13 protein-coding genes are annotated in these 24025 nt (G+C 73.0%); 10 read left to right on the forward strand and 3 right to left on the reverse strand.

Annotated features, from left to right (window positions below; all coding sequences use genetic code 11):
- Positions 1-111 precede the first annotated feature (111 nt).
- Positions 112-1995: an ATP-binding cassette domain-containing protein gene (locus ACLHRZ_RS10740; protein WP_490418098.1), complete on the reverse strand. Its 1884-nt coding sequence runs from the start codon at positions 1993-1995 to the stop codon at positions 112-114.
- 135 nt (positions 1996-2130) lie between these two features.
- On the opposite strand from ACLHRZ_RS10740, the gene ACLHRZ_RS10745 reads away from it, so the two are divergent.
- On the forward strand, positions 2131-2715 hold the full coding sequence (locus tag ACLHRZ_RS10745; protein WP_490418099.1) for a glycoside hydrolase family 25 protein: 585 nt from the start codon (positions 2131-2133) through the stop codon (positions 2713-2715).
- An 11-nt stretch (positions 2716-2726) separates the two neighbouring features.
- Here ACLHRZ_RS10745 and ACLHRZ_RS10750 read toward each other — a convergent pair whose 3' ends face one another.
- Both ACLHRZ_RS10750 and ACLHRZ_RS10755 read right to left on the reverse strand, forming a co-directional pair.
- Positions 2727-2906: a hypothetical protein gene (locus ACLHRZ_RS10750; protein WP_490418100.1), complete on the reverse strand. Its 180-nt coding sequence runs from the start codon at positions 2904-2906 to the stop codon at positions 2727-2729.
- Positions 2907-2968: 62 nt separating this feature from the next.
- Positions 2969-3664, reverse strand: coding sequence for an HAD family hydrolase (locus ACLHRZ_RS10755; protein ID WP_490418101.1), 696 nt, complete (start codon positions 3662-3664; stop codon positions 2969-2971).
- Positions 3665-3949: 285 nt separating this feature from the next.
- On the opposite strand from ACLHRZ_RS10755, the gene ACLHRZ_RS10760 reads away from it, so the two are divergent.
- The 9 genes from ACLHRZ_RS10760 to abc-f all read left to right on the forward strand — a co-directional run bounded on the left by ACLHRZ_RS10760 (position 3950) and on the right by abc-f (position 24020).
- Entirely contained in the window at positions 3950-4402 is a 453-nt protein-coding gene (locus ACLHRZ_RS10760; RefSeq protein ID WP_490418102.1) for a pyridoxamine 5'-phosphate oxidase family protein, read from the forward strand.
- Positions 4403-4611: 209 nt separating this feature from the next.
- A complete protein-coding gene (locus ACLHRZ_RS10765; RefSeq protein ID WP_490418270.1) occupies positions 4612-7578 on the forward strand; it encodes an amino acid adenylation domain-containing protein in 2967 nt (988 codons plus the stop codon).
- A gap of 326 nt (positions 7579-7904) precedes the next feature.
- Positions 7905-9089, forward strand: a complete 1185-nt coding sequence (locus tag ACLHRZ_RS10770; RefSeq protein ID WP_490418103.1) for a ComEC/Rec2 family competence protein — start codon at positions 7905-7907, stop codon at positions 9087-9089.
- 15 nt (positions 9090-9104) lie between these two features.
- Positions 9105-14366, forward strand: coding sequence for a DUF6603 domain-containing protein (locus ACLHRZ_RS10775; protein WP_490418104.1), 5262 nt, complete (start codon positions 9105-9107; stop codon positions 14364-14366).
- On the forward strand, positions 14363-16561 hold the full coding sequence (locus ACLHRZ_RS10780; RefSeq protein ID WP_490418105.1) for a hypothetical protein: 2199 nt from the start codon (positions 14363-14365) through the stop codon (positions 16559-16561). The genes ACLHRZ_RS10775 and ACLHRZ_RS10780 overlap by 4 nt, the downstream gene beginning before the upstream one ends.
- Positions 16554-20114: a hypothetical protein gene (locus ACLHRZ_RS10785; RefSeq protein WP_490418106.1), complete on the forward strand. Its 3561-nt coding sequence runs from the start codon at positions 16554-16556 to the stop codon at positions 20112-20114. Before ACLHRZ_RS10780 ends, ACLHRZ_RS10785 begins: the two co-directional genes overlap by 8 nt.
- Before the next feature lie 14 nt (positions 20115-20128).
- A complete protein-coding gene (locus tag ACLHRZ_RS10790) occupies positions 20129-21037 on the forward strand; it encodes a hypothetical protein (RefSeq protein WP_490418107.1) in 909 nt (302 codons plus the stop codon).
- A 1-nt stretch (position 21038) separates the two neighbouring features.
- Positions 21039-22145, forward strand: coding sequence for a hypothetical protein (locus ACLHRZ_RS10795; RefSeq protein ID WP_490418108.1), 1107 nt, complete (start codon positions 21039-21041; stop codon positions 22143-22145).
- 207 nt (positions 22146-22352) lie between these two features.
- Positions 22353-24020 (forward strand): ribosomal protection-like ABC-F family protein, encoded by a 1668-nt coding sequence (gene abc-f / locus ACLHRZ_RS10800; protein WP_490418109.1) that lies wholly within the window; start codon positions 22353-22355, stop codon positions 24018-24020.
- The last annotated feature ends 5 nt before the right edge of the window (positions 24021-24025 follow it).

Genomic DNA, 24025 nt, shown 5'->3' on the forward strand with positions numbered 1-24025 from the left:
GTCCGGGGCGGAGCCCCGAGAACGTCGACTGCGGGCGCGTCGTGGCCGGTCGCGCCCACGCGGCGGAGCCGCACGTCGATACAGCCCCGCGCCCCTTACGGGCGCGGCCCCTCAATCGGCGAGGTACGTCGCGGCCTGCGTCAGGTACAGCCGCGCGTACGCACCATCGCGCGCCATGAGATCCCGGTGGCTGCCCTCCTCGACGATGCGGCCCCGGTCGAGGACGTAGATGTGGTCCGCCGCGCGGATGCTGGAGAAGCGGTGGGAGATCAGCACGACCGTGCGCCCGGCGCACAGCGCCCGCATGCGGGCGAACAGGGCGGCCTCGGCCTGGGCGTCGAGGGCGGCCGTGGGTTCGTCCAGGATGACGAACGGTGCGTCGCGGTAGAACGCCCGGGCCAGGGCGAGGCGTTGCCACTGCCCTCCGGACAGGTCGGTGGCCCCGGTGAACTCCTTGCCGAGCCGGGTGGCGTAGCCGTCGGGCAGCGCGGCGAGGAAGGCGTCGGCACCGGCGGCCAGGGCCGCGTGGCGGGCGCGGTCCGTCGTGCCGGGGAGGTCGGGGCGGCCCAGGGTGATGTTCTCCTCGGCGGTGAACTTGTACCGCACGAAGTCCTGGAAGACCACGGCCGTCCGCTCCCGCAGCACGGCGGGGTCGGGGACCGGCTCGCCGTCCAGCAGCAGCCGGCCGTGCTGCGGGGTGTAGAGGCCGCAGAGGAGCTTGGCCAGAGTGGTCTTGCCCGAGCCGTTGGCCCCTGCCAGGGCGACGGTCCGGCCCGCCGGCAGGGTCAGGTCGACCCCGCGCAGGGCCGGTGCCGCCGCGCCGGGGTAGGTGAAGGTGATCCCGCGCGCCTCCAGGACGCGGAAGGCGGGCGGTGAGGGCAGAGCCGCGGCCGCGGCGGCGCGGGGCAGCGCCGGGTTGCCGGAGGGTGCGAAGGCGCGCAAGTCGTCCAGATAGAGGATCTGTTCGCCGGTCGTGGACAGCAGGTCGCCCAGGTACTGGGCCCGGGTGCCGAGCAGGAGCAGGGCCATGAGCGCGGTCGCCGCGGTCGCCCCGCTCAGCAGGCCGGTGCGGGCCAGCCACAGCAGCAGGCCGAGCAGACCGGCGGCGGCGAGGTCGGAGGACAGCCGGGCCAGCGCCTGCCGGCCCGCCAGCAGCCGGGCGAGCGAGGCCTCCTGGGCGATCTCGGCCTCGTACCGCTCGGACCAGCGGCGGCGCAGCGCCGGGCCGATGCCGAACGCGCGGATCTCCGGGGCCTCTTCGCGGCCGGTCAGCAGTTGTTCGGCGTACTGCCGCACCCGTCGGTTCTCCGCCAGGCTCAGGTGCAGGTCGTGGCGGGCCCGGCGGACGCGCCGCGCGTTGCGCAGCACCGGCAGGGCGATCAGCAGCAGCGAGGGCAGCAGCCACCACGCGAGGACCGCGAACGACACGGCCACCGCGAGCAGGGAGACGGCGGTCCGGACCAGGCTGGTGAGCGTGACCACCAGCAGCAGCGGCTGGAAGCGGGAGGCGGACACGGCGCGCTGCAGGCGGTCGTGGAAGTCCGGTTCCTCGAACGTGGCCAGGTCGGCGTTCAGGGCGGCGTCCAGGACCTGTTGGGTGGCCAGCCGGTCCACGTTCAGCCGCAGCACCCGCTGCACGTTCTGGACGACGACCCGCAGCAGCCCGCCGGCCAGTGCCATCGCGGCCACCCCGGCCACGGCCCCGGCGGAGGGCAGCAGCCGCCCGGCGAGCCCTGCGCCGCCGGCCCAGGGAGTGGCCCGGGCCAGGGTCCGCTGGGTCGCCAGCAGGGCCACGCCGAGTCCGGCGCCCTGCACCAGCTGGATCCCCAGCACCAGGCTGAGCCGCCGGGCGTCGGCCCGCCAGGCCAGCGCCACGGTGAACGCCGCCACGGCCGCCACCTGCCGGACCGGCCGCCGCAGTGGTGCGGGCGGCGGCGGGTCGGCCGCCGTGCTCGCCGCGGTCGTGCCGGTGGATGCGGTCGTGGTGGCCGTCATGGCCGTAAAACTGCGCGCTACAAGAGAAGTTGACAATCGAACAGGCTGCGGAGATATTGCCGCACCCCCCGGTGCAGGAACGATACTTCGAACATCCCCGTCCGCTCCGTCCGCCCCCACCGGGAGGAGACCGGAATGCTCCACGGCATCGATGTCAGCAGTCACAACAGCGTGAACTACTCCGTCAGCGGAGTGGACTTCGTCTTCGTGAAGGTCACCGAGGGCACGTCCTACGTCAACCCGAAGTGGGTGGCGCAGCGCAACCGGGCCCGCGACCACGGGCTCGTCGTCGGCTACTACCACTTCGTCACCGCGGGCTCCATGTCCGCCCAGTGCCGCTACTTCCTCGACAAGATCGCCTTACGGAAGGGCGACGTCCTGGCCCTGGACTGGGAGGACTCCGGCGTCTCCGGCCACGACAAGGACCGCTGGCTCGCCGACGCCAGGGCCAAGGCCCCCGGGCACCGGGTCGTGCTGTACTGCAACCGCGACTACTGGTTCCACCGGGACACCACCGACAATGCGGGAGACGGTCTGTGGATCGCCGACCCCGACCACTCGGCGGGGCACCCGGGCGTGCAGCACGCGTGGACGTTCCACCAGTACAGCGAGTCCGGCGGCATCGACCACAACGTCGCGCACTTCAACAGCCGTGCCGCGCTGCGGGCGTGGGCCGACAAGGCGGCCGCGGTACCGGAGGAGCCCGCCCCCGCCGGCTGAGGCGGCCCGCCTCACGCCGCCGTCCCCAGCCCGGCCCGCACCGCCTCCACCCAACGCGCCCGCAGTGCCTCGTACTCGGCGCGCTCCTCGCGCGTCAGCGCACGGTCGCGGCGCGCCGAGAGGAACGCACGGATCTCGGCGTTGAGCGCGGCCGCGTCGCGGCGCGCGGGGGAGTCGGAAGGGGAGGGCATGCTCATGAGCGTAGGACGGGGCACTGACAACGGCCCCCGCGCGCGGGGGCCGTCGCCGGCCGTCAGCCCACCAGGTCCAGCACCGGCCGCAGCCCGTCGGGCCGTTCCGTGACCGGAAGGTGCTCCACCAGCCGCACCGCGCACCCCACGTCCGCCGCCCCCGCATCCGCGCGCGGGTCGTCGCCGACCATGAGCGCCTCGGCGGGCGGGAGGTGCAGGGCGGCGCACGCCGCCTCGAACAGCCGCGGGTCGGGCTTCTGCACGCCGTGCTCGTAGGACAGGACGTACGCGTCCACCAGTTCGTCGAGACCGTGCGCGCGGAAGACCGGCCGCAGGTCCCAGCCGATGTTGCTCACGACGGCCGTCCGCACGCCCCGCCGGCGCAGCGCGGCCAGCACGCCGGCCGCGTCGGGGTACGGGAGCCACGCGGCGGGCTCCATGTGGCGTGCGTAGAGCGCGTCGTGGAGCCGCGGACCGGGCACCGGCACCTCGCGGGCCAGCCCCGTGTACGCGGCGCGGTGGTCCTCCGCGCTCGTGTCCCGCTGCGCCCACGCCGCGGCGAGATGCGCCGGCACGGCCCGCGGGAGCCGGCCGCCGGGCTGCGCCCCCGCCTCCTCCAGTCGCCGGGCCAGCACCTGCAACTCGTCCTCGCTCAGGGGTGTTTCCTCCTGGCCGAGGGCCGCCCGCAGCCACGACTCGGCGGACTCGATGCGGAAGAGGGTTCCGGAGAAGTCGAAGAGCACACCTTTGACGGTCATGGGACCAGTCTCCCCGGCCGGCTGCGCCGGTCCGGCCGTGGGGTGCCGCGACGTCCGATGCCGGCCGAGACCTGCGGTAACCGCTCCGGACCGCTCCTGATCGTTTTCGGACAATCGACTTCCGGGGTGATTGAAAGGGGATGGGCAGGGCAGTGCTTTTGGGGCCGCCGAGGCGCCGTTGACGGTTGTGGTCATCGGTTCCCAGCTTTGGCGACGGCGCCCTTCGATTCCCGTACGGGTTCTCGAAAGGCGTCGGCACAACGTCCCGAAGTGAGGTAATGCGCAATGGACATTGGCATGTCCGTCGAGGACCGGGAGAATTTTCTCGCCGGTCTGCACGTCGGAGTTCTGGGAGTGGACGATCCGCGGGGTGAGAGCGCGCCCTTGCTCGTGCCGGTCTGGTACGACTACCGCCCCGGCGGAGAGGTGATCGTCCAGACCGGGCGGGATTCGGTGAAGGGCCGGCTCGTCCGTGAAGCGGGCCGGTTCAGCCTGTGCGTGCAGGACGAGACGGCGCCGTACCGGTACGTGAGCGTGGAAGGGCCGGTCGTGGCCGTCGAGGATCCCGTGCCTCCGGCCGACCGGGACGCCCTGGCGCACCGGTACCTGGACGCGGAGACGGCGCCCGCCTATCTGGAGGCCAATCGCCACCAGCTGGCCGAGGACATTCTCCTGCGCATGCGGCCGCAGCGGTGGCGCACTGCCGATTTCTCGGCGTTCGCGGCGGAGTTCAGCTGAGCCGCGCCGGAATGCCGCGGAACGCACGACAGTCCATCACCGGAAACAGGCAGTACGGGAGAGTGTCCACCTTGGTGTCGCTCGACACGACCGCATGTCCCGAGCCGGCTCTGCACGCCGGACGGGGTATGCGCGCAGAAGAATCGCGAAATCCGCAGGACTTATGGGACGCAGGACAATCCTGCGCACCGGACCGGCTGTTGCACGAGGTGTTCGACGCCCGCGCGGAACGCCGTCCGCGCGCGACGGCCGCAGTGCACCACGGCCGGGCCCTGACCTACGGCGAGCTCAAGGACCGGTCCGACGCACTGGCCGGCCGGCTGCGCGACGCCGGTGTCCGGCCCGGCGACAACGTCGGCGTGTACGGCGGCCGTTCCCTGGACGCGCTGGTCGGCTTCCTCGGCGTGCTCAAGGCGGACGCCGCCTACGTCCCCCTCGACGACACGTTCCCGCCCCAGCGGCTGCAGGCCATGGCCGAGGACGCCGGAGTGCACACGGTCGTGACGCTCCCGGGCGGCGTCTGGCGCCTCCGGCGGGTGCGCACCCGGGTCGAACTCGACGGCCCGGCAGCCGCCCGGCCGGCGCCCGCCGAGGACGCGGTGCACCGGCCCGGCCCGGACGGCCGCGCCTACGTGATGTTCACCTCCGGCTCGTCCGGCCGCCCCAAGCCGGTGGCGATACCCCACCGCGGCGTGCTCCGGCTGGCCGCGTCCGACCTGGTCACCCAGCGGCCGCGGCCCGGGGACCGGGTGCTCCACGCCTACGGCCTGTCCTCGGACGCCTCCACCATCGAGATCTGGTCCGCCCTGCTCGCCGGCGCCTGCCTGGTCCTGGTGGACCGCGAGGAACTGCTGTCCCCCGCCGCCCTGGAGGCCCGCCTCCTGGAGGACCGGGTCACCATCGCCTACCTGACCACCGGGGTGTTCCACCACGTGGCGCGCACCCGGCCGCACGCCCTGCGGACGCTGCGGTTCGTCTCGGCGGGCGGCGAGGCGATGGCCCCGGACCTGGCCCGCGCCGTGCTGGACGCCTGCCCGGACACCACGGTGGTCAACTTCTACGGCCCGACCGAGAACAGCGTCGTGTCGACCGCCCACCTGGTGCACGACGTGCCGGCCGGCGCCACCGCCGTGCCCATAGGCCGCCCGCTGGAGAACTCCTCGTGCCACGTGCTGCGCGAGGACGGCACCGCCGCGGACCCGGGAGAGGAGGGCGAACTGTTCGTCGGCGGGGACGGGTTGGCCCTGGGGTACTTCGGCGACGCGGAACTGACCGCCGAACGCTTCGTCGCCGACCCCTTCGAACCCGGCGCCCGCCTGTACCGCACCGGTGACCGCGCCGTCCGGCGCGAGGACGGCGTGCTGGAGTACCGCGCGCGGGCCGACCGGCAGGTCAAACTCCGCGGACACCGCATCGAACTGGACGAGGTCGAGGCCCGCATCCGCGCGGACGACACGGTCGGCGAGGCCGTCGTCGAACTGGACGGCGACCTGCTGACCGCCTACGTGACGCCGGCCCGTCCGGGCACCGCCGTGCCCGTCGACAGCGTCCGCAAACAGCTCGCCGCCTGGCTGCCCGCCGCCGCGGTGCCGTCCCGGCTGACGGAGATCGCCGAGTTCCCGGTGACGTCCGCGGGCAAGGTCGACCGGAAGCGGCTGCGCGCACTGGCCGGCCCGGACGACGACCGACGGCCCGCCCCCGCACCGCTCTCCGGCCTGCACGCGACGCTGGCCGAGGTGTGGCAGACGGTCCTGGCGGTGCGCCCCGACCCCGGCGACGACTTCTTCGGTCTGGGCGGCGACTCGCTCCTCGCGGCGGAGGCCGTCACCCGCACCCTCACCGCGCTGGACCTCGACCCCCGGCACGGCAGCACGCTGATCCACGGCCTGCTGCGCCGTCCCACGCTGGACGGCTTCGCCTCCGCCGTCGCCGAGGTCCAGGGCAGGAACGATTCCGCCGAGGACCGTGCCGTGGACTTCCACGCCGAGGGCCGCCTCGGCCTCGACCTGCCGCCGCGGGAGGGGCCCGAACCCCGGTGGCAGCAGCCCCGGGACGTCCTGCTCACCGGCGCCTCCGGGTTCGTCGGCGCCTTCCTCCTCGACCGCTTCCTGCGCACCACCGGGGCCCGCGTCCACTGCCCCGTGCGCAGCCGCGACGAGGCGCACGCCCGGCACAAGGTGCTCCGGAACCTGGCCCGGTACGGCCTGGCCCGCCCCGAGGACGCCGACCGCATCGTGTGCTTCCCCGCCGACCTCGCCCGGCCCGGCCTCGGCCTGGACCCGGACCGCGCCGAGGAACTCGCCCGCACCCTCGACCTCGTGGTCCACTCGGCGGCGCAGGTCAACTTCCTCTACCCGTACGAGGCGCTGCGCAGCGCCAACGTCGACGGCACACGGGAGATCGTCCGGCTCGCGGCCCGCCGCGGGGTGCCGGTGCACTTCCTGTCGACCATCGCGGTGGTGGCCGGCTTCGGCACCGCGGGCGTCCGGCAGGTCGACGAGGACCTGCCGCTCGACCACGCCGACCGGCTCACCATGGGCTATGCCGAGAGCAAGTGGGTCGCCGAACAGGTCCTGCAGGACGCCGCCCGCCAGGGCGTGCCGGTGGCGGTCTACCGCCCGTACGAGATCACCGGCGACCGGCGCACGGGCGCCTGCAACACCGAGACCGCGATCTGCTCGCTGTTCAAGACCGTCGCCGAGACCGGGCTCGCCCCCGACATCCGGCTGCCGATGGACTTCGTCCCGGTGGACTACCTGGCCGACGCGATCGTGCACATCGCCACGACGCGGCCCGCGGCCGGCCGCACCTACCACCTGACCAACCCGCGCCCGGCGGACTTCCACGACATGCTCGGCCGCATGCGCGCGGCCGGTCACCCCGTTCGCGAACTCCCGTACGAGGAATGGGTGGAGGAGCTGGTCCGGCACGTGGCGGAGCACCCGACGAGCGCCACGGCCCCGTTCGTGTCGCTGTGCGTGGACCGCAGCAACAAGGCCGACATGTCGGTCAAGGAGATGTACTTCGAGGACACCTTCCCCGCCCTGGGCCGGGCCAACGTCGAACGCGACCTCGCCGGAAGCGGTTTGACGTGCCCGCCCGTGGATGCGGAGCTGCTGGACCGGTACCTGGAGTACTTCTACACGACCGGGTACCTGGAGCGGCCCGCGCCGTAACCGTCGATCCTGCCCGCCCACCGCCACGGTGGGCGGGCACCGTCGTCGATCTTCGGACACTTTCCGTGTCCCCGCCTGTGCGGAGAGCGGCAGCGGTGACGGTCGGTAACTTGCCTGCCGGGCAACGGTCATGCTGCGCCGCTGGTCACGCCCGGGTGCGTCATCCGGCCGCGATGGCGCGATCACGCCGCGTGGCCGCATGGCCGGAAAGGTGTCCGAGCGGACGAACGCCCGGTCGGGCCGGTCCATGATTCTCCCTTGTCCCGGCCACGGGGGAGTGCTGAGGCGGCCGGGACGTCCCTGGTCCCCGTGGCGCGGAGAGGTACATGCCGGTCGAGGTCGTTTTCTTCAATGTCGGGCAGGGCGACTGCACGCTGCTCTGGTTCTACGACCGGAGCAACAAGAACGTCGGCACGCACGCCGTGCTCATCGACTGTGGTTCGACCGAGCCGCTCGCCCCCCTCAACCCCGTCGCCACGCCGACGACGGCATCGGCCAAGGAGCAGATGGTCACCCGGCTGCAGGGCAAGCTCGACAAGTACCTCAGCCGTCTGCGCAATCCCTACACCCTGGACTGCCTGGTCGTCACCCATCCCGACGAGGACCACTTCAACCTGCTGGAGCGCGTCCTGCTGTCGGATCTGGACCCGCCCCAGCTGAAGTACACGATCCGGCAGGTCATGTACGCCCTCCACCCGCTGGACTACCGCGAACGCGGCGGGGACTTCCTGTGGACGCTGTTCCACCACTGGAAAACGTTCGCAGGGCCGAGCGGCCAACGGGTAATGAAACAACCCCAATTGGTGACGATGCCGTCGTCGCCGCAGTCCATGCTCTCCGGCACCAGGCCCCTGGGGGCCGACGTGCTCATGGTCGGAGGCGTGCTCGGGCCGGAGAACCTCAACGACGTGTACAAGTACGAGTCCGGCCCGAAGGAGGCCATCGCCAACGCCTCCAGCCTGGTGACCGTCGTCCAGGGCGAGCCGGACGCGCTCGGGAAGCGCCAGAAGGTGCTGCTCATGGCCGATGCCGTGACGCTCAACGAGCGCTACCTCGCGGGCACCGCGGACGCCCTGTGCCGCCGGGAGAGCAACCTGTGGCTCAAGATCGGGCACCACGGCAGCGTGACGTCCACGGACAACGCCTGGCTGGACCACACCACCCCCGACGGCCTCTTCGTCAGCACCGGCCCCAAGGCGTTCGGCGGCAAGACCGCGACGTGCACGCGCAGCAACATCACCAACCGGCTCCTTCCCCACTGGCAGACGGTGCGCACGGCGCACGGCATCCCGGCCCCCACGGCGAAGACCCCGGCCAACTGGGGCTACGTCGTGCAGGACGACACCGCCGGCCCCCGCGGCCCCTTCGTGCACCTCCCGGCGACCGACCCCCTGTTCAGTTCGATGGCCGTGCCGAACGCGACGGGCACGGCGACCGGATGGCGCGGCGTCGACTGGCACCTGCGGCTGGACGACGCGGCACCCGGTTCCTTCGAGATCTGGTACGAGTAGGAAGGGACCAGCCCAATGCCACTGAACACCACCGATCTGTGCGCCGCCCTGGAACAGGCCCGCAGCGACCGGCACCTCCGCGTCGAACCCGGATTCCTCCAACTGGACCTCGCACACGACCTGTTCGCCCGCTTCCTGCCCGACGCCGTGCTCGACGTCCAGGACGTCACGCTCGTCGACACCGACGGCCTCCGGGCCGCCGGCCGGGTCACGCTGACCGGCCAGGACGCGTCCACCGCGCACGTCGTGTTCCTCACGGACGCCACCGGCCAGACCGTCGAAGGCATCCGCATCGACGTCACCCTCCTCCCCGGCGGCGCCGTCCTGCCCGCCGAGCTCGCCCCGGTCCCCTCGGCGCTGGAGCGGATCGGCCTCGGCCCGGAGCACCTGGTGTTCGGGATCGAGCCCGGCGGCGACGCCGGTCCGCAGCCCGTCGTCGGCTGCGGCGTGGAACTGCTGTTCCCGGACAAACAGGCGACCACGAGGCCGTACATCTGGGGCTACCCGCCCGCGGACGACGGGCAGAGCTGGCGGCTCGCGGGCGAGTTCGGCACGGTGCCGCTGTCCGGACCGGACGCCCTGCGCCCCTGGGCCGACCTGCCCGGAGGCGGCTTCGACCTGCTTCCCGACGACGTGGTCCAGGGCGCGTCCTTCGGCCTGACCTCGCTCTCCCTCAGCTTCGCCCTCGACGAGCCGGAGGGCGGCGGCGCCCCGGCCGTCCGCTGGCTGGCCGCGGGCATGCGGCTCGAACTCGGCCACTCCTGGAAGCCGCTGCCCGGACTCGTCGAACTGGACGGCCTGTACGCGGACTTCTCCGTGGTGGACCCGCTGGGCAAGGCCTGCGCGGCAGCCGCCGTGCTCGGGGGACGCGTCACCCTCGCCGAGGACGTCGTGGTCGACGTCGGGGTGGACCTGCCCGGCAAGTCCCTCCACGGCTCCCTGATCGGCCCCCTGGCGCTCGGCGCCCTGCTCGCCCGGCGCTTCCCGGACGTACCCGTGCCCGACGGCCTCACGGTGACACGCCTCGCCGTCGGCGCCGAACTGGGCCACCCCGCCTGGGGCTACGGCATCGACGTGGACGTCAAGGACGTCTGGCACGTCAACGACGACATCACCCTGTCCGAGGTCACGCTGAGCCTGCTCCACGCGGGAGACACGACGTCCGCCGAGGCGAAAGCCACCTGGCAGCTCGGCGACGCGACCGTCGACGTCCACGGCACCTGGGCGACCGGCGCCGGCTGGCAGTTCGAGCTGGACGCCACCGACGTCGGCCTGGGCGACGCCTTCGCCGCGTTCGGGATCCAGGCGCCGCCGGTCCTCCAGGGCGTGACCGTCGAGCAGCTGACGGTCACGTACGACAGCGCGGTGAAGAAGTTCGGGCTGCACGCGAAGGCCGCGTTCCCGCTCGGTACCGCGGCGGCGGACCTCGACGTCACCGTGGAGCTCGCCAAGCGCACCGACGGCGAGCCCGGCTACGACCAGGAGTACGCGGGCACCCTCACCCTGGAGATCGCCGAGGGCCGCACGCTGACGTTCACCGTCAAGGACGTGCAGCAGGCCGAGTTCACGGCCACCTGCACCGACTCGAAGGGCGTCTCCTTCGCCGACCTCGCCCGCCTCCTCGGCGTCACCGACCCGTCCGCCAAGCAAGTACTGGACGTGCTCGGCACCCTGAACGGGATCACGGTCGCCTACGCCTCCGCCCGCAAGGCCATCGTGCTCGCCGCCGAGGAGACGAACGGCGGCTCGCTGGTCGTCGTCTCGGACAAGCCCGCCGAGGGCAGCCGGGCGTGGGCCGTCCGGGCCGGGCTGGGCCTGGACGCCCGGCTCTCCCACATCCCCCTGCTCCAGGGGCAGATACCCGACGCCGAGGACGTCGGCCTCTGCGGGCTCGGCGCCCTGGTAGCCTCCGAGAAGCTGGACGCCGCCCGGGTCACCGGGCTCAACAAGGCCCTGACCGCCGCCGACGCGAAGCTTCCCCGACTGCCCGCCGACGGGCTGGCCAAGGGCATGGCGTTCACGGTCGACCTCAAACTGCCGGGCCGCACCGGGACGACGTCGCTCCCCGTCCGTGGCGGCGGGCAGAGCGGTGACACCAAGGCCGTGGCAAGGACGTTCGCCCAGGACGGCGGCAGCAGCAGCCTCCCGCTGGTCGCCTGGATCGGCGTCCAGCGCTCCGCCGGCCCGCTCACCCTGCGCCGCGTCGGGGCCGGCTTCGCCGACGGCACCGTGTGGGTGCTCTTCGACGCCTCCCTCGGCATGGCCGGCCTCACCATCGGCGTGGACGGACTCGGCCTGGGCGTCGACCTGTCCACCGGGCACGTCCACTTCCGGCTCGACGGACTGAGCGTCGGCTACTCCCGCCCCCCGCTGGCGATCGAGGGCGCGCTCGTCGTCAAGGAGGACAAGGACTACGACCCGCTCGTCGAGGGCGTACTCGCCGTCCACGCCGAGGAGTTCGGCCTCACCGCCATGGGCGCGTACGCACGCCCCGTCGAGCACCCCGGCCAGCCGTCGTTCTTCGTCTTCGGCAGGGCGAACGGCGAATTCGGCGGGCCGCCGCCCGTCCAGATCACCGGCTTCTCCGCGGGCTTCGGGTTCAACACCGACCTGAGGCTGCCCGACGGCGACAAGGTGCTGGAGTTCCCGTTCCTCCAGGACCTCACGACCGCCGACCCGCTCCAGGTCCTGGAGAAGCTGATGGGCGGGGACGACCCCTGGGTGCGCCCGGCGAGCGGCGAGGTGTGGTTCGCGGCCGGACTGGACTTCAAGGTCTTCGAGTTCCTCGCCGGGCAGGCGCTGCTGGTCCTGGAGGTCGGCGACGACTTCGCGGTGGCGGTGCTCGGCACGGCCGCGGCGCAGTTCCCCAAGGAGGGGACCCCGTACGCGAGCGTCCGGCTGGGGCTCTCCGCCAAGTACCGGGCCGGCGAGGGCATCCTGAAGGTGACCGCGCAGCTCGCGCCCGGCTCGTTCCTCCTCGACGAGAACTGCGTGCTCACCGGCGGCTTCGCGCTCTACACCTGGTTCGAGGGCGCGCACGCCGGGGACTTCGCCTTCACCCTGGGCGGATACCACCCCAAGTACCCGGTGCCCGCGCACTATCCGCAGGTGCCCCGGCTCGGCTTCTCCTGGCCGGTCACCTCGGAACTGACCATCGGCGGCGGCTCGTACTTCGCCCTCACCCCGGGCGCCATCATGGCCGGCGGTGCGCTGGACGTGAACTACCGCGCCGGCGACCTGCACGCCTGGCTCACGGCGTACGCCGACCTCCTCATCGAATGGGCGCCGTTCCACTTCGAGGCGGACATCGGCATCGGCATCGGCGTCAGCTACGTCCTCGACCTGGGCCTGTTCCGCGAGACGATCAGCGTCGAGGTCGGCGCCTCGCTGAAGCTGTGGGGACCGCCGACGGCCGGTGAGATCACCGTCCACCTCTGGTTCATCTCGTTCACCATCGGCTTCGGCGACGACAGCGGCCGCGACGCCAAGGCCGCCGACTGGAAGGACGTGGCCAAGCAGCTTCCCGCCAAGGAGGACGCCGTCCGGCTGGTGCCCCGGGAGGGGCTGATGCCCGCCGAGGACGAGGGCGGGATGTGGGTGGTGACCCCCGGCGCCTTCTCGTTCGCCGTCCGCACGGCCGTCCCGCTCTCGAAGCTGAGCCTGGCGAAGAACTCCGGCGCCTCCCAGGACATCCCGGGCGCGGCGGTCAACATCCGCCCCTGCCGCGACGGCGGCAAGGACCTGGACTCGACCCTCACGGTCACCCTGCGCAAGGGCGCGGACGTCCACGACCTCAGCACCTGGTACGCCGGTGACACGGCGCAGAACCGGGCGAGTCTGCCCGCCGCCCTGTGGGGAGCCTACGACGGCAAGCTGACGGTGAACAGCGCGCAGCAGGTGGACGGCGGGCTGACGGGTGTCGACCTGCGGCTGCCGCTGCCCGAACAGCACAGCACGACCGGACACATCAAGGCCGGGACGATCGCGTTCGACGACCGGACGCCGGACGGCATCCTGCCGCTGCGGAAGCCCGCTGCCGCTGCGCTGCCGACGGCGGCGGTCCTCTTCGCCCGCACCGCACCGGTGCAGCCGAAGGTGGGCGCGATCACCGGCGGCATGACCGGCACCCTGGTCGACCAGTCCCGCGACCGGCTCTTCGCCGCCATGGACTACCTGGCGGTGAGCCCCGGCACCAACGAGCGGCTGACCGCCACCGACGGACTGGTGGCCGGTGACATCGACGCGCAGCCGGACCACTCCATTCCGGGCACGCCGACCGCGAGCGAACGGCTCTATGTGCTGGGCGAGTCGAGGACGGTGACGCCGGTCGACGCGGAGAGCCTGACGCCGTACGAGCCGGTGACGCTCGGCCTCCAGGGTGTTCCGCCCTGCCTGGCCGTCGGCGCCGACGGGCGTCGTCTCGTCGCCGTGGACGCCCATCAGGGCGTCGACATCCGCGACATCTCCGCCAACCCGCCGGGGGCGGCCCCCTCGCTGATCACGCAGCAGATCTGGATGGACCTGGGTCCTCGTGGTCTGTCGGTGTCGCCCGACAACAAGTGGGCGTACGCGGCCTTCGCCCAGCCGAACCAGGTCCAGTTCCTCGACCTGAGCACCGATCCGCCGACGAAGCAGCGCGATTACCCCGTCGAGGCGGTTCCCGGTGATGTGGTGCCCGCCGCCCACTGGGACGACAAGAGTCAGGTGCTCTACCTCGCCAAGACCGACAAGGGCGTGGTCACCCCGATCGACGTCACGGGCGACAAGTGGCCCGTCGAACTGGGCGACCTGCCCGCAGGGCCGTCCCCCACCCGTCTCGCCGTGGATCCCGACGGCCGCTGGCTGTACGCCCTCAACGCCGGGCGGTCCACCGTGACCGTCGTCGACGTCACGGCCCGGAAGACCGTCGCCACGCTGCGGACCGGCACGCGCCCGAGCGCCCTCGCCGCGTCCCCGGACGGCAAGCGCCTCTACGTCGCCAACGCCACCACCGGCACGGTGTCCGTGTTCGACACGACCGGCGCCCTGCCGCAGGCTGCGGGCGACCCGGTGTGGGTCGGCCCGCAGCCCGTCGCGCTCGCGGTCTCCACCGCGAGCGACCGGATGTACGTCGTCCGCGCGAAGAACAGGGCCGTTCAGGTCGTGGACGTCGCCGGCGCCGAGCCGGTCCTGCTCGACGTCACCGTCCCCCTCACCGACGACCCGGTGGCGCTCGCCGTCACCGTGCCGCCGCCGGCCGACAAGAACACCCGAACCACCGAAGGCGGTACGGCATGAGCCACCCCGAGTACGCCCCGGATCCCGATCCGTCGCTGGACGTGCAGTTCATCGACTCGCTCGTGCCCCAGGTCACCGCCGGGCGCTACACCCTCACCGCGCACCAGACCCTGACCCGCAACGGGACCCGGGTCGACGACGACGGCTACCTGGATCCCGCGGTGACCCAGGACATCGAGGTCCGTGCCCCGCGCTTCACCGTGCAGCCGGACTGGATCCACGGCGCCTACCCGACACCGGGCGCCACCGGCCTCTACGACACCGTCCTGCCGCACGTCACCCTCGACCGGGCGACCCTGCCGTGGGAGCGGGACGAGGGGAAGGCGGCGGACGGCACGCCGCTGCCGTGGCTGGCCCTCCTCGTCCTCGGCGAGGGCGAGTTGCCCGGCGACCCGCACTGCCTGGGGCAGACCGAGCCGAAGACGGTGGACCGGCTGACCGGCACCGAACCCGGGGTCGTCCTGCCCGCCTTCGACACGAAGACCGACCCCGTCGCGCCCGACGACGGGCCGAAGACGTGCCGCACCGTCCGGGTGCCCCGGTCCGTCTTCCACGCCGTCGCGCCCACCGCGGCCGAACTGCCGCTGCTGACCCACGTCCGCCGGGTCAACGAGCAGCACCAGGGGCCGGCCCTCGGCGCCGACCTGATCCAGGTCGGCGACTACGCCGTCGTCGTCGGCACCCGGCTGCCCCGCGCGGCCGGCGGCCGGTACGTGGCGCACTTGGTCTCCCTGGAGGGCTGGCAGGCGTACCTGCCCGACAGCACCAAGGAGACCTACGACGGCCCCGACGAGACGCTGCGGCTGATCTCGCTCTGGTCCTGGTCGTTCGAGACGATCCCCGACCACGCCCCCGGATTCGACGCCCTCACCCGGCACTTCGTCGACACCGAGGGTGCTGACGGTTCCGCACTGCTGCTGCGCGTGCCGCCCGGCGACCGCCCGCTGTCCGGCGACGACCAGAAGGAGGTGGCCGACCGGCTCCGGGACGGCTACCTGCCCGTCTCCTGCCACACCGAGTCCGGGCACGCCACCTTCGCCTGGTACCGGGGCCCGCTCGTCCCGCAGCCCGTCCAGCCGCAGAGCGACCGCGAGCGGCGGCGCTGCGCCGCCGAGGCGCTGATCCACCTGGAGCAGTACGGCATCTTCGACGTCAGCCTCGCGACCGCGTTCACCGCGGGCCGGGGAGTCGCCCTGTCCGACCACCAGTTCGGCGCGGCGCTGCTCCGGCTGCGCGGCAAGGTGCAGCGGGCGGCGGACCGCGGCACCGGGGCCCGGGCGCGGATCGAGCACCTGGTGACCAACGGCCTGGCCGGCCACCTGCACCAGGTGACGACCGCTCCCGCCGGGTCCGCAGCGCCCGCGGCCATCGCCCCCGCACCACCGCGCGACGACGCCCCGCCCGTCGACACCCACGACGAGGACCTCGTCCTCGTCCGCAAGCGGCTGATCGGGCTGCGGAACCTGGAGGGCGTCCCGTTCGCCCACCTCGTCCCCGACACCCGCATGCTGCCGTCCGAGAGCCTGCGCTTCTTCCACGTGGACCCGAACTGGACGGCCATGCTGCTCGACGGCGCGCTGAGCGTCGGACTCGCCCACTCCTTCGACATGCAGGCCGACGCGCTGGTCTTCGGCCCGGACGGCCGGGCCCCGCTGCCCGAGCCCGCCGGGCCGGTCACCGGGCTGCTCATCCGGTCCGAACTGGTCGCCGGATGGCCCGCGTTGGAGATCCGTCCGTACGACGGCGAGAACAAGCTGCCGGTCATGCGCCGCGAGGCGCTCGCGGACGACGTCCTGCTCGTCCTCGTCGAGGGCGTACCGACCCGCGTGGAGCTCACCGAGCCCCAGCAGGGCGTCCACTTCGGCATCGACGAGCTGAAGAAGGGCGGCAGCGACGACCCCGTCGACGACGGGACGGTCAACCTGCGGTACCTCACGGGCGAGGACATCGGCAAGGAGATCCCCGGCACGTGCTTCCCGGAGACGGGCGGCCTCCGCCCGTATCTGCGGGACACCGGAGCCGGCAGCCCCGACACCGTACTGAGCGTCTCGCGCCTGGCCGCCGGCCTGAAGGGCGGGCTGGCCCTCGACCACGACCTGACACCGAGCGAGTTCGCCATCCAAATGATCAACGCCGCGCAGCGCCGCACCTTCGCCGCCGCATCCGTCACGACAGGAGACCACCGCAATGGCTGACCGAGACGACACCCTCATCGTCCCGGTGAACGTGGACGCCCTGGTGGTCAACCAGCAGGTGCGCGAGCGCGGCGGGCAGGGCTTCCGGCGCTGGCAGCCCAACTTCAACCTGCTGCGCCACAACCGCACTCCGGAGCCGGACCCCTTCACCAACGAGGAGAAGTGGAACGCCACGGGCCAGGGCGAGTCCGACGACGCGTACAAGAAGCACGACGGCGTGTACGTGCGCTGGGAGCTCCCCGAGGCGCTGCGGCAGGGCGCGGCCGGTGCGGTCGGCAGCGGCATGCAGTTCCCCCTCGTGCCCAACCGCTGGCTGGTCGTCCGGCAGGCGGACGGGCACCCGACGGCGGGCTGGGTGGTCGAGAGCGACTACCTGGATCCCCACGACGGCACGTCGCGCTTCCTGCACCCGCTCAAGTCCGGGATCACCGAGCCGGAGCGGACCCCGTACCGCTCGACGCTCGTGCCGACCAGGATCGGCCGGGCGCAGGGGATCGGCGCGGACGGCACGGCGTGGAGCGAGCCGGCCGACGAGTCCCGCAAGGAGCTGTTCCTCACCGCGGTCGGCCCGGGCGTCATGACCTTCCACGTCTACCAGCCGTACAACGAGAACGTCTTCTCGCTGCACGACCCGCTGACCGGCGTCGAGGGGAACGCCACCCTCAACTACCAGGTCGTGGGCTGGTATTCGGCCCTCGGGTCGGACGAGCCGGCCTCCCGGCTGAGCAAGGGCGGGACGGTCGACTCCGCCCTCGCCTCGCTCGGCTGGACCGTCGCCGGCAGGCCGGAGGGATGGACGCCGGACAGCACGACGTACTGCGGCCGCGCCGTCGGCGTGCAGTGGACGCCCTCCGCCGTCCCGGACTCCGACCGCCCGGAGAAGGAGGACGTCAAGGAGAAGATCGCGATCGGCAGCAGCGCGGACGAGGCGTACGCCGCGCTCATCGCCGACCTCGGCCGGCACACCTCCCTCACGTCCGACGACCACGCCCTCCTGCACGCCCTCGGCCGTGACCTGCTGGACGTCCTCGACGGACTCGACGGCTCCTTCGAGGCGGCCGAGGCCCTGCACAAGGGCTGGTTCCAGCAACTGCCCGGCGGCTATGCGTGGCGGCTCGCCGACACCGCCGACAAGGGCAACGCCTCCGGCGACCCGGCATCGGTCACCTGGTCCGGCGCGGCGGCAGCGGGCGAGCAGTGGCTGGCGGAGCTCAACTCCGCCCAGTCCGACCACGACCGGGCCGTACGCGAACTCGCCTCGCTCCAGCAGCGGCTGTACGCGCTGTGGTGGATGCACGGCCTGCCGCTGATCCCGCCGCAGTACACCCGCGAGGAGCTCCGCGCCGAGATCGACCTGTCCAACGAGCATGGACTGGCCTTCGAGGTGGCCAGGCGGCTGCAGCAGGTCAAGGACCTCCGGGAGGCGATCCCGCACGGCGCGGACGGCCCGGAGCTCGCGCGGTCCCTCGCCGACTACCGCGCGAAGCACCCCCTGGACGCCGCCTACGAGGTCCGCCGGGAGACGCTGCCGCCGTTCCACCAGGTGACCGACCCGACCGTGCTGCTGGCCGGGGCGAAGAACCACACGGCACACCGGCCGCAGACGGCCGGCACCCCGCTGCCGTGCCGCATGCCCGGCCAGATCGTCGACCGCGACAAGCCGAACCCGTACACCGACCTCAAGGCGGGCGGCCTGCCGCCGGTCGCGGCGGAACTGCTCAGCGAGTTCGCCTTCCTCCTCGACCCGCACAACGCGGGCGACATTCCGGCCGGCATCGCCGTGCAGCCCTGGCGGCAGCCGTGGAAGCCGCTGCTGTTCCAGTGGCGGGTCAGGCACTGGCCCGTCCCCTACGGCAGCGCCGCCGCCCCCAACTGGCAGTTCGACGGCAGCACATACCGGTGGACGAACGGCTCGGCGGCCGAACCGGTCGACGTGACCGGCCGCCGGTTCCTCGTCCCCCTCGTCCAGCAGACCCTGAGCGGGAAGCTCGAACAGTACGCCGAGGACCACCCCGACGCGGAGGTCGCCAAGGCGTTCCAGGACGCCGCGCAGCAGATCAAGGACCTGGACCTGCTCTCGCAGCGGCTGGACGGGCTCACCGACGCGTTCGCCCTGCGGGACCCCGCGCCCAACCTCAGCCCGCCCGGCGACATGGGCAGGCTCGTCGGGGACGCCTACCGTCACCTGCCCGACGCCGGGGCGCTGCCCGAGCCGTTCAAGGGCTGGCTGCCGTCCGGGTTCACCCAGATCCGGGCCGGACAGCTCGCACTGAGCGCGCTCAGCGTCGTCGACGAGTTCGGCCAGACCCTGGACGTCCTGCTGCCCGGCGACGCCGGCTTCCTGGAGCCCAAGGTGGGCGACAGCCTGCAGCCGGGCCCGAAGTTCGCCGACGACGAGCTCGAGGAGCGCTTCGCCCAGCTCCCGCCGCGGCTGCTCCAGCCGGCCCGGCTGCGCTTCGACTTCGTCGACGAGCACGACGACAGCCGACTGGTCGACCTGACCGCGAAGACCACACCGGTGGGCGCCTGGATCGTCCCCAACTACGTCGACCGCTCGCTGCTGTGCTACGCGCCGCACGGCGAACCGCTGGGCGAGCTGCGCCTCGAACTGACGGAGGACGCGAGCGGCGTGTCCACGGTGGTCGGCTGGGGGCCGCTGCCCGACTCGCGGATCCGGGAGATCGGGCAACTGCAGGACGAGCGACCGCAGTTGTACGCCTTCGCGCGCGAGCTGACGGCCAAGGGCCCGGACGCCTTCGCCGACCTCATGGCGACGATCGACGGCGCACTGGCCGGCATCGACCCCGGCAACCCGTACGGCGACGAGGTCCTCGGCGCGCTCCTGGGCCGCCCCCTGGCCCTGGTCCGGGCCCGGCTCGGCTTCGAGCTGGACGGCCTGCCGGCCGGCGACCCGGGCTGGCAGTACGCACTGGACTGGCGCACCGTGGCCGCGTGGGACCGGCGACCGGCCGGGCAGCCGGCGCCGCCGCAGCTGGCCCACCTCGACTACCGGTGGCCCGTCCGCCTCGGCAACGCCGGGCAGAAGGGCGACGGCCTGATCGGCTACTTCTCCGAGGCGGACTACTCGACGTTCCACGCCGTGACGACGCCGGGCGCCGCCGGGCACGCGGACTACGTCGTCGGGATCGGCGAGGCCAACTGGCCGCGCCTGCCCGCGGATTCCACGACGCAGACGCATCTGACGCTGCTGCTGGACCCGCTGGCGACCGTCCACGCCACCACGGACGTGCTCCCGGTGACGGATCTCCAGCTGCCGGCCCGCTTCACGCGCACCGCGCTGGCGGCGATGCGGGTGGCGCTGCGGCTCAGCCCCGTGCTGACCACGACGCGGAAGCGTCCGGCCGGCAGTGCGCTGGCCCTGCCGCATCCCACGTCGCCGCAGGGCACCTGGGACTGGGCCGAGCTGACCCCCGCGTCCGAGTGGGTGCACCAGCCGATCGTCCAGATCGACCAGAACGCCCGGCTGGACGAGGACGGCCCCGTCGTCCGCACCGGCTTCCTCCGCCTGACCGGCGGCTTCAACACCAAGTGAAAGGACCCGACTTCGTGAACGCGCCGGACCTCGGCAAGCCCCTGCTCGACTACGCCCTCATCACCGAGCCGTTCCCGCTCTACGCGGCGACCGCCGATGCCCCGCCCACGACCCTGCACATCGTGGTCTCCAACGGCGGTGGCAGGACGGTCCACTGCAGGGAGATCGTCTTCTCCCTGCCGCACGGCGATCTGGCACAGAGCCTGGTCGACACCAAGTCGGGCGACGGCGACGCCGGCGACGCCGTCGGCTGGACCGTGGTGCCGGTCGAGAAGGGTGCCGACATGCTCGTGCCCGACGGGGACTACGCCAGTTTCGTCGCCAAGGCGCCGGGTGGTGACGCAGGCGCCCCCGTGGACGCCTCCGGCATCACCATCACCCTGAAGAACCTCACCATCAGCAAGATGCCGGGCACGGCGCGGGTGGAGGTCCGGGAGATGGCCACGCTGGATCCGGGCAAGTGGCCGGACAGCCCGGGCTTCGAGACGCACCGCGTCAAGAAGTTCCCGCCGCCGGAGATCCCGGTGCAGGCGGTGTGCGACTTCCGCGCGGAGAAGCCGGAGGTGTCGTCGGGCGATGCGGTCCGGCTGACGTGGAACGGGCCGTCGACGCTGGAGTACACGATCCTGCACGGCGGCGGTGCGACACCGGCCGGGAACCAGAAGGACGTCACGACGGACCACGAGTGGAAGGGCACGGTCGTCCGGGACACGGCGTTCCAGCTGTCGTACGTGACCGGTGGCACGACGCACTACCTGACCACGGTGGTCACGGTGTCCAACCCGACGCTCGACGGTCTCCACGTGATGCATGACGCCTCCGTGGACGGCGACTTGAACGTCGGCACTCTCGCGGCCACCGCCGACATCACCACGCAGGCCCACTTCATCGACCCCGACGGCCGACCGCTCCGGAGCAACTGACATGGCCGGAAAAGTCACCGTCAGCGGAAACGTCACCCTGGGCAAGGGCGGTCACCTCACCATCCTCAACCCCCAGGACAGCAAGTCCTTCTCCTACACAGGCCAGGACGAGGACCGGCCCTTCACGGTCCCGGCGGGCGTCACCCTCCTGCACCTCGACCTGCGCGGCGCCGCCGGCGATTCCACCGGGGGTGTCGACGGCGGCAAGGGCGCGAGCATCAAGGCCCTGCTGTACGTGAACCCCGGCGACCGGATCACCGTCCGCTGCGCCCGCGACGGTGCCGCGGGCGCGGCGGCCCGGGTCTCCCACAACGGCACGCTGATCGCGGGCGCGGGCAGTGGGGGAGACGCGGGCGGGAAGGGGGGTGGCGGGTCGTCCGGCGGGGGCGGCGGGAATGGCGGAGACGGCTCCGCCAGCGGCGGTGGCGGAGGAGGCGCCGGTGGCGGCGGTGCGGGAGGCGATGCCGGCGCGGGAGGGAACGCCGGCGTGGTCTCGGCCACCGGCGATGTGACCGCCGGCGGCAGCCCGGGCGGCCGGGGAACGGGCGGAAGCGACGGCAGCGGTGGCGGCGGGGGTCACAACGGCTCGAAGTGGGGTGCGTACAACCCCGGTTGGGGCGGTGACGGCGGAGGCGCCGGAACGACTTCCCGCGCCGGCAGCGGTGGCAAGGCCAACGACTCCGACACCGGCAGCGGAAGCGCCGGGAGCGGAGAACAGGGCGGCTCCGGAGGCTCGGGGGCGTCGGACGGCGGCCACGGCGGCGGTGACGGCGGCTCAGGAGGCAACGGCGGCTCTGGCGGTCGGGGCGGCCGGGCCGGTGCCAACGGAAGTGCCAAGTCCCGGGCCGGCGACGGAGGCACGGGCCAGGCCGGCCTCGGCGGTGGTGGCGGCGGTGGTGGTGGCTGGGGCGCGGGCGCGATCTGGTTCTCCGGCGGTGGCGGCGGAGGCGGCGGCGGTGGCGGTGCCGGCGGTCACGGCGGCGATGGCGGCCCCGGCGGCGACAGCTACTTCGACGCCGCCCGGGCCACGTTGATCGCCGCCGCCGCGGACAACACCGGCTCCGCGGCCGTCACCCTCTCCTGGGGGAACTACTCGGTCCCGTCCTGATCCGGCACAAGGGGGCCGGCAGGGGAGGGCCGATATCGAGGTGACTTTGTCGATCGGCACTCCTATGCTGGCCTCATGGGTATCGGCTACATGTTCCTGTGATCACGACGGCCCCCTCCGTGGGGTCCGCCGGGTTCAGTTGTCCCCGCCGCGGGGTTCCCGCGGCGTTTCCTCATGGCCTCTGCGGCCAGGGACCAGGAGTGTGGTGTGCGATTCTCAGCTTCTTCAACGTCTTCCTTCGTTCTCACCCGTTCCCAGCTCGCGCTGGACGGGGTCACCAAGCGGTACGACGACCGGGTGGTCCTGGAAGGGGTGTCCTTCACGGTCAAGCCCGGCGAAAAGGTCGGGATCATCGGCGACAACGGGTCCGGCAAGTCGACCCTGTTGCGACTCATGGGCGGGCTGGAGAGCCCGGACAACGGTGAGGTGACCGTGGCCGCGCCCGGGGGTGTGGGCCATCTCTCCCAGCGGCTGGAGCTGCCCTCCGGCGGGACCGTGCGCGACGTCCTCGACGCCGCCTTCGCCGAACTGCGCGAGCTGGAGCGGCGGCTGCGGGCCGCCGAGGAGGAACTGGCCGGGGCGGGGCGCGGGGAGTTGTCGGCCTACGGCGACCTGCTCGAGGAGTTCGAGGCGCGCGGCGCGTACCAGGCCGACGCCCGGGCGGACGCGGCGCTGCACGGCCTGGGGCTGCCCGGCCTGGACCGGGACCGGCCGGTGGACAGCCTCTCCGGCGGCGAGCGGTCCCGGCTCGCGCTGGCGGCCGTGCTCGCCGCCGAGCCGGAGCTGCTGCTGCTCGACGAGCCCACCAACGACCTGGACGACCAGGCCGTGGCCTGGCTGGAGGAGCGGCTGCGGGAGCACCGGGGCACGGTGGTCGTGGTCACCCACGACCGGGCCTTCCTGGAGGCGGTGACCACGACGATCGCCGAAGTCGACCCCGAGCGGCGGTCGGTGGCCCGGTACGGCAACGGCTACCAGGGCTACCTGGAGGCGAAGGCCGCGGACCGGGCCCGCTGGGAGCGCGAGTACGAGGCGTACCTGGAGGAAGTCGCCCGGCAGGAGCGGCTGTCGGAGAACGCCGGCAGGATGCTGGCGTCCATCGCCCGCAAGGGGCCCTGGGCGTTCAGCGGCAACGGCCACCACCGCGCGCGGTCCTCCTCGACCGCGACCTCGCACCGGGTGCGGCAGGCCAACGAGCGGCTGCGCAGGCTGGAGGAGAACGCCGTGCCCCGGCCCCCGGAGCCGCTGCGCTTCACCGCCCCCCTGCACGTCGCGGACGGGGCGCTGTCGGCGGACCAGCCGCTGTGCGAGCTGGACGGCGTGGCCGTGGACGGGCGGCTGGCCCTGGACGGGCTGCGGATCGCCCCCGGGGAGCGGCTCCTGGTCACCGGCCCCAACGGCGCCGGCAAGAGCACCCTGCTCCGGGTCATCGCCGGTGAACTGCGGCCGGACCGGGGCGAGGTGCGCAGCTCGGGCCGGGTCGGGCTGCTGCGGCAGGACCAGGCGGTGGCCGCACCCCGGCGCACGCTGCTGGCCGAGTTCGCGGCCGGCCGTCCCGGGCATCCGGACGAGTACGCCGAGGAGTTGCTGTCCCTGGGGCTGTTCCGGGAGGCGGACCTGGCGCTGCCGATGGGTTCCCTCTCGGTGGGGCAGCGGCGGCGGGCGGAGCTGGCCCGGCTGGTGTCGCAGCCGGTGGACCTGCTGCTGCTGGACGAGCCGACGAACCACCTCTCCCCGCTGGTGGTGGAGGAACTCCAGGAGGCCCTGGGCAAGTACCGGGGTGCCGTGGTGGTCGTCACCCACGACCGGCGGCTGCGCGGTGCCTTCGACGGCGCCCGGATGCGGCTCGAGGACGGCGTGCGCGTCACACCGTGACGCGC

Source organism: Streptomyces sp. AM25 (assembly GCF_058146165.1).